The sequence below is a fragment of the Rhizobium pantanalense genome (assembly GCF_030182525.1).
In the GTDB taxonomy this organism is placed as follows: Bacteria; Pseudomonadota; Alphaproteobacteria; order Rhizobiales; family Rhizobiaceae; genus Rhizobium.
Window position 1 is genome coordinate 130596 of sequence record NZ_JAQJCH010000012.1, and the last position, 14172, is coordinate 144767.

The window sequence follows — 14172 nt, forward strand, 5'->3', positions numbered from 1 at the left end:
CGACGTGTCGGGATGGAATGTTAGCGGAATGCCGCCGCGTTCTTCCTGAAGAACGTCATGACGCGATCTATTCGTGTCGGGTTAAGCGCATGGTTCCGACGAATCATCCACATTGTTGTCGGTCCGCATGCCCATTCATCGAGCACGGCGGACAAGCTGCCGGCCCGCAATGCATCGGCAACCAGCCAGTGGGGCGCCCACGCTATGCCGGCACCGGCAATTGCTGTTTGGACAACGGAATTGGCATCGTCGAGGATCAATGCAGGGCTTGGGTACCATCGCAATTCGGAACCATCACCATGGCGGGTGCCGAAGCGCCATGCATCCACGACCCCGGTGCGTTGGTTGCGGAAACCGATAAGATCGTGATTTGACAAGTCACTGGGCGTCGATGGTTTTCCCTGGTTGGATAAATAGGCGGGCGACGCGCAGGCGACCCATGCAAAGTCGAATAGCGTCCGCTGAAGATGCCCAGGGATGCCGTCTATAACTCCCGCACGCAGCACAATGTCCACCCCATCCTCGGCCAAGTCGATCATCTGATCGCTACCACGCAAGTCGAGCAGGATATCCGGATGCGCGCGCCTGAAGGCTGAAGTCAGGGGAGCAAGGCAGGCGCTGAGGAAAGCGGTTGGTGCTCCGACTCGGACGCGACCGTGGGCACCGTCTCGTGCTGCCGCTGTTAAGGCTGTGTCCACCTGTTCGATGCTGCGAACCGCTTCGCGGGCGAGTCCGATAAGTTCCTCACCTTCCGGCGTTAAGGAAAGGGAGTGCGTCGAGCGATTGAGCAGTCGCACTCCTCTTGCTTCCTCCAAGCGTGCGATCGTCTTCGAGATGCCCGATGTGGACAGGCCGAGCTGCCGACCTGCTTCGGCGAACGATCCAGTGTCCACGATCCGCACGAAGCATTGCAGCTGAATTGTACTGAGTGTCGGTGTTGACATGGTGTCAATACTGTCACGCCTGGTCTGGCGCTACAAGGGCGGCAGGCGTCGTGCGATTGAGTCCAAATCAACAGAAGGAAAATCGACATGGATATGCGACATGTAACGCCGTTTCTGAACGCCATGGACGCCGGCGAGGTAGACAAACTCGGCGAGCATCTAAGCGACGACATCGTGCTGCTCAGCCCGTTTGTCGTCGATCCCTTTGTTGGCCGCGATGCTGTCGTTAAGGTGTTGGGTGTGCTGCACTCGGGTGTCGATTCATTTACGACGGAAGAAGTCATCGCGGGCGACAAGCGCGCCGCGGTAATGCTGCGCATCCGGGCTGGTGACATTGAAGTGACGGGCGTTGACGATATGCGGATCGGCGAGGACGGCCGTATCACCAGCATGTCGGTCCAGTGGCGGCCGCTCGCCAACATCGTAGCGATACAACAGCGGTTGGCTCCCTTGATCGGCGCGCCGGTGCTGGAGCTCATTGAAAAGCGGGCGTGAGTGCAATGGCTCCAGCGTGCCGTTGCTGATAAACAATCGCTTGGGTCCTCTCAAAATCCCGACGAGCCTCGGAGATACCATTATTATCGCCAGCGGCACGAGAGATTGCGCCGCCGTGCTCCCCTATGGCGGGAGCGCCAAGGCGACCGGTATAGTCCGACTATTATGAAAGATCCCGAGGTGCTTTCTTTCCGTCAGCGTGTCGTGGCTGAAATCGATCCGGAATTCGATGCTAAAATGAGCGGTGTCAAGCGGCGGCCGGCCGGTGAGACTTCCAAGGCGCTGTTTGCCGCCGGAGCATCGTCAGCGAATAGCCCTGACGACGTCCATGAAGCGCTTGACGCGGGCGGGCTCGACCTTGTTCCAGGTATTGCCCTCATATTTGAAATGCGTGCCGATAACGACACCGCTGGCGCAGGAGAGGATGTCGGTGACATTGTCCTTGTTGACGCCTGTATTGGCGAAAACGGGAACATCCGGCACGGCTTCGCAAACCTTGCGCAAGCCGGACTGGTCGACCGGCTGACCGGTTAGCGGGCCGGACACAAGGATGGCGTCGGCTAGCGAGGAGAAGACGGCGCTCTTTGCGCGGAGTTCGATCGGGCGCTGGTCGAGCGAATGGGCGAATTCCGCATTGATGTTGAATAGCATCTTCATGTCGGTGCGGCCGAGCTTGGCGCGCAGTCGCGCTGGCGTCGCGCAATCCGGTGCCCAGATACCCATATCGGAAGCGAAAACGCCGGTGAAGATCTCACGCACGAAGCTAGCGCCGGTGGCGGCACCGATGGCGACGCTTGCTGTTGGATCCCAGAGATAGTTGACACCGAAGGGGATCTTGAGTTCTGCCTTTGCAGCCTGGACGATCGCCGTCATCGCAGCAATACCTTCCGGCGGCGCTTTCAACTCGTAAGGCCGGTCATTCTCGTTGCCGAACATGATGGCATCCACGCCACCTTCCTGCAGCGCGCGAATATCTTCCATCACGTCGTCGATGAGCTTCGAGACGCCGCCTTTCGGATCATAATTCGGCGAACCGGGCAGTGCGCCGATATGCGCCATGGCAATGATGACTTTCCTCTTGTCACCAAAAAACTCAAAAACCATCGAAAGCTCCGAAATTGGGCGTTAGAGAAAGCGGGTTTTTGCAAAACCGAGTGCTTCAAGAGGACGGGCCGGCGACCATCACTTCGACCTTGGCGGCTTCAAGTGCTTCTGCAAGTTCCGGCGGCGGCGGTGCATTGGTGATCAGCATGTCGAATTGTGACAGCGGTGCGATGTGGACGAGCGACATGCAATCGAATTTCGATGCGTCACAAAGAACGACCTTTTTCGTTGAGCGGCGGAGATAGACGCGCTTCATCTCCGTGTCATCGAAGGAATAATCATAAATACCGTCCGACGTCAGTCCGGAAACGCCGACAAAGGCGATGTCGAACCAAAGTGCTTCGAACTGGGAAATCGCCGTCGCATTGGAGATCGACAACTCATCGTTTCTCATGCGCCCACCCGGCAGGTAGACTTCCGCCAGGCCTTCCCCGAGCTGGGTGGCGTTGCGCACGCTGTTGGTGAAGAACTTTACATGCTGCTGGCCGGCGAGCAACCGGGCAAGCAGGAATGTTGTCGTGCCGACATCCAGCGCGATGGTGCGAAGTCCTAAGGCGACCCGCGCTGCCGCTTCCGCAATCAGCCGCTTCGGCAATGCGTTCTTGGCAAGACGAGCCTGAAAGGTCGGCTCGTTAAGGCGCGAGATGGTTGCCGAAAGGCCAGGTTCGACAATTGCGGTCAGGTCGGTGCTCACTGCTCCGCCATGGGTGCGGGCAAGCCGTCCTTCCTTTTCCAGTTCCGTCAGGTCGCGTCGCACAGTCATTTCGGACACGCCGAGCTGCGCAGCAATTTCCGTGACGGATACGGCACCCGTTTCGGCTAGCGCATCTAAGATGAAAGCTCGGCGCGTGCGCGCAAGAACTTTCGTCTTTTCGATTGTCAGCGTTTCAGCGTGATGGCCTGTAATCATTGGTCTGTCTTTCACTTGGATAAGGTGGGCTGGTGTTTGCGTGCGCCCGAAGCCCAGCCTCCCATTACATAACCAGTGATTAACTCAGAAAGTGAACAAATTCAAACATAAATTTCGATTGATTTGTAAGTTTTTGTTGCTATATGATCGCCCTGTTGTTTAGGCCGGAGATATGGTTCGTGGGACATCCTAAATTCGCGGAGCTCGAGGGTTTGAAGGCGATCGTCACCGGCGGCGGCAGTGGAATAGGCCGCGCCATCGCGCAGGCACTGGCAAAACAAGGCGTCAAGATCACCATTTGCGACATCAATCTCGACGCGGCGAACACAGTCGCACAATCGATTTCCGGCCATGCTCTGGAGATCGATGTTCGTTCGCGTTCCTCCGTGGAAAAAACGTTCGAACGAGCTGCGGATCTCATGGGCGGCTACGATATACTGATTGCTAACGCCGGGGTCTCTACGATGCAGCATGCGCTGGAGATCACCGACGAGGAGTGGGACTTCAACTTCGACGTCAACACGCGCGGCATCTTCCTGACGAACCAGATCGCTGCGCGCCGCTTCGTGGCGCAGGGCCAAGGGGTGATTGTCAACACGGCCTCGCTTGCCGCAAAGGTCGGCGCGCCGCTGCTAGCGCATTACTCTGCCAGCAAGTTCGCCGTTCTGGGCTGGACCCAGGCGCTGGCCCGCGAACTCGCCTCGAAAGGCATCCGCGTCAATGCCGTCTGCCCGGGTTTCGTCAAGACCGGCATGCAGGAGCGCGAGATCGATTGGGAAGCCAAACTGCGCGGCGTCAGTCCCGAGCGCGTCGTTGGAGACTATATCGCACAGACGCCCCTCGGACGACTGGAAACACCCGAGGACGTCGCCGATGTCGTCGTTTTCCTCTGCTCGAATTCCGCCCGTTTCATGACCGGTCAGGGCGTCAATGTCACCGGCGGCGTCTATATGACCTGACGGGCCAGCCGGCCGCCCAAGCGCATCATATCGGAGAGAGCATGGCATCCATCGTCTTTGAGGGAGTGGAAAAGCGTTATCCGGACGGATATGCGGCAATCCAGCACCTCGATCTCACCATCGAGGATGGTGAGTTTCTGGTTCTAGTCGGCCCGAGCGGCTGCGGTAAGTCCACCGCGCTCCGAATGATTGCGGGTCTTGAGGATATCACTGGCGGCCGCCTGTTGGTTGGCGATACCGTCGCCAATGGCCTTGCACCCCGCGATCGCGACATTGCGATGGTCTTCCAGTCCTACGCGCTTTATCCGCATATGACGGTCGCCGAGAATATCGGCTTCGGCCTGTCCGTGCGCGGCGTCGACAAGTCCGAGATCGATCGCAAGGTCAGGGAAACGGCCAAGCTTCTCGAACTCGACGCCTATCTCGGCCGTAAGCCAGGGCAGCTTTCCGGCGGTCAGCGGCAGCGCGTGGCGATGGGCCGGGCGCTGGTGCGCGCGCCCAAGGCGTTTTTGATGGACGAGCCTTTGAGCAATCTCGACGCGCGGCTGCGGGGCCAGATGCGGGCCGAAATCGCCCGGCTGCAGAAGTTGAGCGGTATTACCACCGTCTATGTCACCCACGACCAGATCGAGGCCATGACCATGGGTGATCGCGTCGCCGTGATGCGCGCCGGCGTTTTGCAGCAGCTCGGCACGCCGCGCGCGCTTTACGACACGCCCGCCAATCTCTTCGTTGCCGGTTTCATCGGCACGCCGTCGATGAACTTCCTGAAGGCCACGCTTGCGAGTAGCGAGGGCGGTTTGGTTGCCGCCGCCGGCGGGTTCAGCCTGCCAGTGCCTAAGCCTGTCGTTGCCGCGCGTCCTGCGCTTGTGCGTCATGTCGGCAAGGAGATCATCGTCGGCGTGCGGGCCGAGGCGTTGAGCGCCACAGACGCCGTTGATCCCGGTTTCGGGCGCATTGAAGGAATGATTGCCTTCATTGAGGATTTCGGTGCCACGAAACTCGTCCATCTCGATATTGGCGGAGCCGGCAAGCTGGAGGAGGTGGCGGCGGAAGCCGACGAAGTTTCGCTTTCCGGCCCTCAATTGCGTGCCTCTGTGCCGGCGACGCTTCCGCTTCGCCTCGGCGAGACGCTATCCCTGTCGGTCAATCCTCGAGACCTGCATTTCTTCGACGCCGAGACCGAAAACGCGATCCGCGACTGAAAGGTTCTTCCGCCATGCCCGTATTCATCGGCATCGATATCGGCACGACCTCGACGATCGCGGTAGCGATGTCGGAGGCCGGCGAACCGCTGGCCTCGGCCTCGCGCCCCTCGCGCTTGTCCTCGCCGCATCCAGGCTTCGCCGAGGCCGACCCCGGGCAATGGTGGGCGAACACGCAGGTCGTGGTGCGGGACATGATCACCCGCCTGCCTGAGGGATGCCAACTCGCCGGCGTCTGCGTCACCGGAATGCTGCCGGCTGTGGTGCTGTTCGATCGCGAACGCCGCGTACTGCGCCCGAGCATCCAGCAAAGCGATGCGCGTTGCGGGGCGGAAGTCGAGACGATGAAGGCGGCGTTGGACGAGGAGCGTTTCCTCAGCCGCACCGGCCAAGGCCTGACCCAGCAATTGGTTGCCCCGAAACTGCAATGGCTGAGGGCGCATGAGCCGGATGTTTTTAGCCGGATCGCCCATGTTTTCGGCTCTTATGATTTCATCAACATGCACCTGACCGGCCGCCTGACGATCGAGCGCAACTGGGCGCTTGAAGCGGGCTTCATCGATCTTGACGATCACGGGATCGCGGACGACCTCGTGGCGCTGTCGGGACTTCGTTCCGGTGTCCTGCCGGAGCTGGTCGCCTCGCATGAGGTCATCGGCGCGGTGACGGCGGAAGCGGCGCAACTGACCGGCTTGCCGGAAGGCCTACCTGTCTTCGGTGGGGCCGCCGACCATATCGCCTCTGCGCTAGCGGCTGGCCTGACGCAGGCCGGCGATGTTCTCCTCAAATTTGGTGGGGCAGGCGACATCATCGCCATTGCCGGTAGGCCTGAGCCCGATCGTCGGCTTTTTCTCGATTACCATCTCGTTCCCGGCCTTTATGCGCCGAACGGCTGCATGGCTTCGTCCGGTTCGCTTCTCAGATGGCTTGCCGCCCTAATAGGGGGTTCGGAAAGCGACGATGTTCTAAGGCAACTCGACCGGGAAGCGGCGGCCGTGCCTGCCGGCGCGGACGGCGTACGCGCGCTGCCCTATTTTCTGGGTGAGAAGACGCCGATTCATGACCCGCTGGCGCGCGGTACGATCACGGGCGTCAGTCTCGGTCACACGCGCGGCCATATCTGGCGCGCGGTGCTGGAGGCGATTGCCTGTGGCTTCCGCCATCACCTCGATGTTCTTTCGGAAACGGGACACCCGGCAACACGGCTAATCGCCTCCGATGGGGGAAGTCGAAGCCGCATCTGGATGCAGATCGTCGCCGATATCTGCGGCCAGCCGATCCACGTCTTGTCCGACGCCTTCGGCTCGTCGATTGGTGCGGCCTGGGTGGCGGCGGCCGGATCAGGTGTGGCGGTATGGGAGGATGTCGCGGCCTCCGTGCGGTTTGGCGCGGTGCTGCGGCCCTCGCCCGAAGGTGTTGCCGCAGGCGACCGGATCTATGCCGACTACCGCGATCTCTACCGGTCGCTGAAGCCCTTCTTCGCGCGTGGAGACCAGCCATGATCAAGGCAGTCGCCTGGGATGTCGACGGGACGCTGATCGACAGCGAACCGGTTCACCACAAGGCACTGATGGCCGTTTCGGGGCGCTATGGCGTCAACATTGCCGCCAATGATACGCGTTTCATCGGGGTGGCAATGAGTGATGTCTGGACGGTGCTCGCGCCGCTCTATCCGCCGGGACTTGGCCCCGAGACTTGGATCTCCGAGATTGTCGAGGCCTATATCGAGCGGACCGCCGAATTACAGCCGATTGCGGGCGCGCCGGAGACGGTGCTCGCGCTTGCCGAGGCCGGGCTTGTTCAATGCGCGGTTTCCAACTCGTCTCGCCGCATCGTCGAGGCCAATCTCAAGGCTATGGGGCTCGACCGCGCGATGGCCTTTGCGATCGGGCGCGAGGATGTAGTGCACGGCAAGCCTGATCCCGAGCCCTATCGGCTTGCCTGCGAGCGTCTCGGCCTGGATGCTTCGCACGTGCTTGCCGTCGAGGATAGCATCGTGGGTGCGGCCTCGGCGCGGGCGGCGGGCATGCCGGTGCTGCGCTGTGGGGCGGATTTCACCGACTTCTCGGCGCTCCTCGACCTCGTTGAGGAGCGGAGGCTTCGTGCATGATGAATTTCTGGCCATGCAACCCACCTGAACGCGCCGCTAGGGCGGCGCTCGTCGTGATTGACATGCAGGTCGATTTCTGTGCGCCGGGTGGGTGGGTCGATCAATTGGGCGAGGATGTCAGCAATACGCGCTCCGTCATCCCGGCCGTTGCAGAGGCTCTGGCAATCGCACGAGGCGCGGGCCTTGCCGTCTTCCATACCCGGGAGGGCCACAAGCCGGACCTGTCGGACCTGCCCGCTAACAAGCAATGGCGTACCCGCGTCCATGGGCTCGGCATCGGCGATGAAGGTGCTTCGGGGCGTATCCTCGTGCGCGGTGAACCTGGCTTCGAAATCGTTCCGGAACTTGCACCGCTTGCTGGCGAAACGGTGATCGACAAACCGGGCAAGTCGAGTTTCCACGCGACCGATTTCGATGCGCGGCTGACTGCTCAAGGCATCACCCATCTCATCGTCATCGGCGTCACCTCCGATTGCTGCGTGCAATCGACTTTCCGCGATGGATTCGAGCGCGGCTATGAATGCATCATTCTCGAAGATTGCACGGCGGCGGTCGAAACGGCCAATCACGAAGCGACGATGGATATCCTGAAAGCCTTCGGCGGGCGCTGGGGGACGGTGTCCAATCTTGCGGGCTTCCGCGCCGCCGTGGAGGCGCTCCATGGCTGACAACTTACCCGGTGTTGCCGCCGCCCCGTATTCTTGGCCCTTCGACGGGCAATGGAGCGCTGCCGACAGCGCGCTTCTCGTTCTGGGATTCCAGAACGGTACGATCGCGGCACTCGGTGCGGAGCCGGAGGCCGCTGTCGCGGCAAAGCTGATCGCATGCGCGCAGGAAGCCGGCCTGCCGGTGATTGCGAGCCGGTGCGGCCGCAGCGAGGCGCTTTCCCCGGTTGCCGCCCGCCGCGCCGCCATAGGCGATCCGGTCTTTGCGCCCGGGACGCCGGAATGGCAGCTTTCAGACACGCTCGGCCTGCCAGTGGAGGCTTCGATCTTCGACCATCCGGGCGACAACGCCTTCTATTCGACCGGGCTCGATGCCTGGTTGCGGCGGCGCGGCATCCGCAATCTGGTGCTGGCCGGTGTTCCAACCGAGGGCCTGCTGCACGCGACCCAGCGTGCTGCCAACGACATGGGCTTTGAATGCATCGCCGTTTCCGATGCGTGCAAGGGAACGACGGATGCCCGTCATGCTGGGCAATTGCGCATCACCGTCTTCGGCAACGGGCTTTTCGGCACCGTGGCGCACTCGGATCAACTGTTCTCGGCGCTGAGGGCGCCCATCCCGACCTGAAGAGGATCGACATGTCTGATTTTCACTGGCCGGCCGAGACCGGCAGCCTCGACTTCCACACGCTGACCGCTGCCTATGCATCTGGCCAGCTTAAGCCCTCCACGGTCGTCAACGCCATCTATGACCGGATTGAGGCGCGAGGCGACGACCACGTTTGGATCCATCTCGTCTCCCGCGCCGATGCGGAGAGGGCGGCAGAGGAGCTGGAGAATGCCGGCTATGACGGTCGCCCTCTCTGGGGCATTCCATTTTCAATCAAGGATTGCAACGACGTTGTTGGCCTGCCGACGACCAATGCGCTGAAAGAGGGAGCCTATATCGCCGAAAGTACCGGACAGGTGGTGACGCGCCTTTTCGACAATGGTGCGATCCTGATCGGCAAGACCAATATGGACCAGTTCGGCATCGGCCTTGTCGGCATGCGCACGCCATATGGCGCGTGCTCGTCGGTGTTCAACGATGATTATATTTCCGGCGGTTCCAGTTCCGGTTCTGGCGTTTCGGTGGCCGCCGGGCTTTCCAGCTTCTCGATCGCCAATGATGCAGCCGGCTCCGGTCGCGTGCCGGCGGGCTTCAACAATATCGTCGGGATCAAGCCGACGCCAGGCATTGTCAGCAATGCCTGCGTATCGGGCGGCGGCTGCGTGAAGACGATCGAGACCGTATCTGTCTTCGCGCTGACGGTGGAGGATGGCATGGCGATCATGCGCATCATCACCGGCTACGATCCGACCTATCCCTTTTCCAAGTCCGAGGCCGATCATGTCGCGCTCGACATGCGGCCGGCCCCGCCGAAGTTCCGCTTCGGCATTCCGTCCGGCACGGCGCTTCGCTTCTTCGGCGACAGCGAGGCGGAGCGGCTGTTCCAGGAAGCCGTCAAGCGGCTGGATGCGATGGGTGGCGTGGCCGTCGAGGTCGATTTCGCCGCATTCGAAGAAACCCAGCGTATTCTCTACGAAGGTCCGTGGATTTCGGAGCGTGCGCTCAGCCTCGATAAGGTGCTGGCCCAGCATGGCGACGCGATCCATCCGGTAACAAAGAAGCTCCTCGAAAACAGCGGGCAATATTCATCCGTTGATACCTTCCGCGCCATTCACCGCATTGCGGAGTTGAAATGTGCGACACGTCCGATCTGGGACGATATGGAAGTGCTTCTGGTGCCGACGACGCCGACGATCTATCGCAAAAGCGAGATTCTCGCCGATCCGATCGCGCTCAATGCGCGCCTCGGCATCTATACCAATTTCGTCAATCTGATGGGCCTTTGCGGGATCGCCGTGCCGAACGGTTTCCGCGCCGACGGCCTGCCCTCGGGCGTCACCTTCCTCGCCCCCGGCATGGCCGAAGCGAAAGCGGCGGCGATCGCGGCCGAATTCCACCGCCGCGCCGGAATCGGGCTCGGCATGAACCTCACTCCCTATCCGGCCTATGGCGCACCAGCGGAAATTCCGGCCGGTCACCGCGAGATTGCCGTTGTCGGCGCGCATCTGTCCGGCATGCCGCTCAACTATGAACTGACGGAGCGCGGCGGCGTATTCCGCGGCAAGATCCGCACGACAGGCGATTATCGACTGTATGCGCTCGCCGGCACGACACCGGCCAAGCCCGGCCTCGTTCGCGATCCAAACGCCAAGGGGCCGGGCATCGAGGTCGAGATCTGGTCGCTGCCACTTGCAGGCTTTGCCGATTTCGTCGAGCGCATTCCGCAGCCGCTGGGGATCGGCAAGCTGGCGCTTGAGAACGGTCGTCAGGTGTCCGGCTTCCTCTGCGAGGCCGCAGCGCTGGACGGTGCGACCGACATTACGGCGCATGCCGGCTGGAAGAATTACCTGGTTTCGAAAGCGGCCTGAAGGTTCTCGCGAGAACGTTTCCGGTGAAACGAAATCGCCTGAAGCGCTCCGCACGTCTTGTTTGACTTGTTCGAAATGACGAAAGGCGGCACCGCGAGGTGACACCTTTTTAGTCGCCAATGTTTGTCCGCTCAGTTGATGCCTTTGGTCAGTCCCTGCACGAAATAGCGGTTGAGGACGAGGACGATGAGCACGATCGGCACGGTCGAGAAATGTGCCAAAGCCCCGAGCGTCCCCCAGGTGATGTCCTTTGTGCCGTAAGCCGAAAGCAACGCCACCGAGATCGGCTTGGAATCGAGCCGCGTCAGGAACATAGCGAAGAGGAAGTCGTTCCACGAGAAGAGCACGCAGAAAAGCGCAGACGCTATGATGCCGGAGCGCACCGCCGGCAGCGATACTTTCCAGAACGCGCCGAACTGCCTGCAGCCATCCGTCAGGGCCGCTTCCTCCAGCTCCTTCGGCAGGCCACGGAAATAGGAAAACATCATCCAGCTCACGAAGGCGGTATTGAGCACGCAATTGATCAGGACGACGCTGAACCAGCTGCCGATAAGGCCGATATCGCGCATCAGCAGATAGAAAGGGATAAGCGCCGCGACAGCGGGGACCATGCGGATCGTCATGAAGAAATAGGCAACGCCCATGGCGGCAGGATGTGTCGAGCGGGCGAGCGCATAGCCGGCCGGAACACCGAGTATCAGCGAAAGCAGCATCGAGCCGCCAGCAATCAAGAGGCTGGAAATGATGAGGCTGCCGACATCGAAGATGCGCAATGCATTGCGGAACTGGTCCAGCGTCGGCGTGAAGAAGAGATGTGGCGGAATGGAGAAGATCGCGTTCGAGGGCTTGTAGGCGGTCATTGCGAGCCACAGGAAGGGCAGCAGGAAGAAGGCGAGCGTAAGCAGCAGGAAGACGCGGCGTGCCGTATCAAAGACTGTGGAATGCGTCGTCATCGGCCATTGGCCTTCTTGTCGAAATGGCGGATCATGAGGATGAAGCAGGTGGCGATGATCGCTACGCACAGAAGCGCGATGTTGGAAATCGCAGACGCCTTGCCGATATTGAAGAAGCTCAGGCCCTCCTTCACTGCATAGACCATGAGCGTGTTGGTCGAATTGCCCGGCCCGCCACCGGTCGTGACGAATACGCTGTCAAAGACGCGGAAGGCGTCGATGGTGCGTAGCGTCAGAGCCAGCATGACGGCCGGGAGCATGAGCGGCAAGGTAATGGAGCGGAAAGTGCGCCAAGCGGTCGCTCCGTCGACGGCTGCTGCTTCCAGGAGATCGCCGGGCAGCGCCTTCAGGCCGGCCAGTAGAATGAGCGCGACGAGCGGCGTCCATTCCCAGACATCGATAAAGATGAGCGTGGCTAGCGCCGTCGACGGCGTGGCGAAGAGGCCGCGCGGATCGGTGATGCCCCACTGGGCAAGATAATAGCCGACCATGCCGTAGTCGGCGAGCAGCAAGCCCTTGAAGATGAGACCGACGACCAGCGGCGTGATGGTGACGGGAACAAGGATCAATGTCAGGCAGACGCGATTGAACCGGTCGTCGCGCCAGAGCGCCAGCGCGATGACAAAGCCGAAGACGAGTTCGATGGTGACGGAAAAGACGGTGAAGATCACCGTATTGGCGATGGCGCCGCGAAAATCGGCGTCTGCCAGCAGGTTGATGTAATTGTCGATGCCGACAAAATGCGTCCGCGCCGGTTTCAGGAGGTTGTATTCGTAGAGGCTGTACCACATGCCCTTTACGAGCGGGAAGACGCCGAGCGCGATCACATAGGCGACGGCGGGAAGCGCCATGGCAAGCAGGAAGAATCTTCGCCGCGTGGCAAAAGGGACAGGCGAGAAGCCCGTGGCCGCTTTGCTTTCAACGGAGCTGGTCAGGTTCATCGCGTAATTCGTCATCACCGAATGGCCGATTGCTTCGCGTTTCGATCTGAGAGGAAAACGGGCCATCACGCAAACGGAATCTTGCTTTCAGCGTACCGCTGAAGCTCGCGCGACCAGCGCCTTCGAAAATGAAAGGCCCGCGTCACGGTCTTTCGTGAAGCGGGCCTGTTCTTAGAACAACTTGGTGGCAGCTTCCTGCGCCGCGTCAAGCGCGGCCTTGGGCTCGACCGTACCCACGAGGACGGAGTTGACTGCCGTGCCCAGGATGTCCTGGATTTCCGGATATTCCGGAATGCGCGGGCGATAGTCGCCGTCGCCGTTCTCGAAGACTTCGTTGAGAACAGGCAGGAATGGATACTTGGCGTTCAGCTCCTTATCGGTAACCGTGCTCTTGCGGATATAGCTACCCGCACCGAGCATGTTCATCTCCTTCTGGATCTTTGGGCTTGTGACCCACTTGATGAAGGTCCAGGCGGCTTCTTTCTGCTTGTCCTTCGCATCGGCGTTGATGGCCATGCCCCAGCCGCCGATTCCGTAGATCTTCGGTAAACCCTTGCCGCGCGGGGCAAGCGCGACATCGACCTTGCCGACCACCTTCGACGTCTTCGGATCGTAATAGCCGGGGGCGCCGACAGACCAAGTCTGCATCGTGGCGGCAATCCCCTGCCGGAAGCTTTCCTCGCGGCCGCCCCAATCATAGTCGGCGGCACCGGGAGGGGCTGCCTTCTTGAAGAGATCGCGATAAACAGTCAGGCTCTTGATATTGGCTTCGGAATTGAGCGCTGGCTTGCCGTCCTTGTCGAGGATTGCGCCGCCCATTTCGGCGTTATATTGCATCCAGTCCTGAGCGACCGCCGGGCCTTTCTGGCCGTTGGCGACAAAGCCGTATTGCTTCTTGGCCGGGTCGGTCAGCTTGTAGGCGGCGGCAACCAGATCTTCCATCGTTTCCGGAGCCTTCAAGCCGGCGGCATCGAAGAGATCCTTGCGATAGGCGAGAACGTTGGCATAGCCGGCAAAGGGATAGGCGACCTGTTTGCCCTTGTAGTTGCCGAGCGCTTCCGTGAGCTTGGGATAGATGTCGGCGGCATCGAGCTCTTTGGCATCGCGCTTCATCAAGTCGTTGAGATCGATCGTATAGCCGTTGGCGGCGAACTGCCCTGCCCAGACGATGTCCATGGTGATCAGGTCATAACCGGCGGTGTGGGCGACGAAATCGGCGGTCGTCTTCGTCAGCAGAGAGCCATAATCCATGATGTCGACCTTGATCTCTGCGCCGGTCGCTTCCTTGAACTCGGGCGCGATCTGCGCCAGCACGGCCGAAAATTGGTCGTTCATGGATGCCAAATTGAGAGTGATGCCGGCCAGCGGCTTGTCGGCGGCCTGCGCCATGCCCGCTGTCAGGGCAATG

The 14172-nt window shown here is 60.9% G+C and carries 14 protein-coding genes; 8 read left to right on the forward strand and 6 right to left on the reverse strand.

Features of this window, described 5'->3' with window-relative positions:
- Positions 1–20: 20 nt before the first annotated feature.
- Positions 21–944 (reverse strand): LysR family transcriptional regulator, encoded by a 924-nt coding sequence (locus tag PH558_RS27115; RefSeq protein ID WP_285207686.1) that lies wholly within the window; start codon positions 942–944, stop codon positions 21–23.
- 87 nt (positions 945–1031) lie between these two features.
- Here PH558_RS27115 and PH558_RS27120 point away from each other — a divergent pair, with 87 nt between their 5' ends.
- On the forward strand, positions 1032–1439 hold the full coding sequence (locus PH558_RS27120; RefSeq protein ID WP_113409798.1) for a nuclear transport factor 2 family protein: 408 nt from the start codon (positions 1032–1034) through the stop codon (positions 1437–1439).
- A gap of 303 nt (positions 1440–1742) precedes the next feature.
- On the opposite strand, the gene PH558_RS27125 is transcribed toward PH558_RS27120, so the two are convergent.
- Together PH558_RS27125 and PH558_RS27130 are read right to left on the reverse strand one after the other, a co-directional pair.
- Entirely contained in the window at positions 1743–2543 is an 801-nt protein-coding gene (locus tag PH558_RS27125) for a BtpA/SgcQ family protein (protein WP_285207687.1), read from the reverse strand.
- Positions 2544–2598: 55 nt separating this feature from the next.
- The gene (locus PH558_RS27130) at positions 2599–3453 is read right to left on the reverse strand and encodes a DeoR/GlpR family DNA-binding transcription regulator (protein ID WP_113409794.1); all 855 of its coding nucleotides are present in this window, start codon (positions 3451–3453) and stop codon (positions 2599–2601) included.
- Between the two features lie 143 nt (positions 3454–3596).
- Here PH558_RS27130 and PH558_RS27135 point away from each other — a divergent pair, with 143 nt between their 5' ends.
- From PH558_RS27135 to atzF, 7 genes are read left to right on the forward strand one after another with little or no spacing between them, the layout of a single operon-like run.
- Positions 3597–4412 (forward strand): SDR family oxidoreductase, encoded by an 816-nt coding sequence (locus PH558_RS27135; RefSeq protein WP_113409792.1) that lies wholly within the window; start codon positions 3597–3599, stop codon positions 4410–4412.
- Between the two features lie 41 nt (positions 4413–4453).
- The gene (locus PH558_RS27140; protein ID WP_285207688.1) at positions 4454–5617 is read left to right on the forward strand and encodes an ABC transporter ATP-binding protein; all 1164 of its coding nucleotides are present in this window, start codon (positions 4454–4456) and stop codon (positions 5615–5617) included.
- A 14-nt stretch (positions 5618–5631) separates the two neighbouring features.
- Complete coding sequence (locus PH558_RS27145) at positions 5632–7119, forward strand: FGGY-family carbohydrate kinase (RefSeq protein WP_285207689.1); 1488 nt, start codon at positions 5632–5634, stop codon at positions 7117–7119.
- Positions 7116–7727 carry an HAD family hydrolase gene (locus PH558_RS27150; RefSeq protein WP_285207690.1) on the forward strand — a complete coding sequence of 204 codons (612 nt, stop codon included), beginning with the start codon at positions 7116–7118 and terminating at the stop codon, positions 7725–7727. Before PH558_RS27145 ends, PH558_RS27150 begins: the two co-directional genes overlap by 4 nt.
- Positions 7724–8395, forward strand: a complete 672-nt coding sequence (locus PH558_RS27155) for a cysteine hydrolase family protein (protein WP_285207691.1) — start codon at positions 7724–7726, stop codon at positions 8393–8395. The genes PH558_RS27150 and PH558_RS27155 overlap by 4 nt, the downstream gene beginning before the upstream one ends.
- A complete protein-coding gene (locus PH558_RS27160) occupies positions 8388–9020 on the forward strand; it encodes a cysteine hydrolase family protein (protein WP_285207692.1) in 633 nt (210 codons plus the stop codon). Before PH558_RS27155 ends, PH558_RS27160 begins: the two co-directional genes overlap by 8 nt.
- Before the next feature lie 11 nt (positions 9021–9031).
- Positions 9032–10870, forward strand: a complete 1839-nt coding sequence (gene atzF, locus PH558_RS27165; protein WP_285207693.1) for an allophanate hydrolase — start codon at positions 9032–9034, stop codon at positions 10868–10870.
- A gap of 131 nt (positions 10871–11001) precedes the next feature.
- On the opposite strand, the gene PH558_RS27170 is transcribed toward atzF, so the two are convergent.
- The 3 genes from PH558_RS27170 to PH558_RS27180 all read right to left on the reverse strand — a co-directional run bounded on the left by PH558_RS27170 (position 11002) and on the right by PH558_RS27180 (position 14153).
- Positions 11002–11823, reverse strand: a complete 822-nt coding sequence (locus PH558_RS27170) for a carbohydrate ABC transporter permease (RefSeq protein WP_113409784.1) — start codon at positions 11821–11823, stop codon at positions 11002–11004.
- Entirely contained in the window at positions 11820–12764 is a 945-nt protein-coding gene (locus tag PH558_RS27175) for a carbohydrate ABC transporter permease (RefSeq protein ID WP_285207694.1), read from the reverse strand. The genes PH558_RS27170 and PH558_RS27175 overlap by 4 nt, the downstream gene beginning before the upstream one ends.
- 171 nt (positions 12765–12935) lie before the next feature.
- Positions 12936–14153: an ABC transporter substrate-binding protein gene (locus PH558_RS27180; protein ID WP_285207821.1), complete on the reverse strand. Its 1218-nt coding sequence runs from the start codon at positions 14151–14153 to the stop codon at positions 12936–12938.
- Positions 14154–14172: the final 19 nt, after the last annotated feature.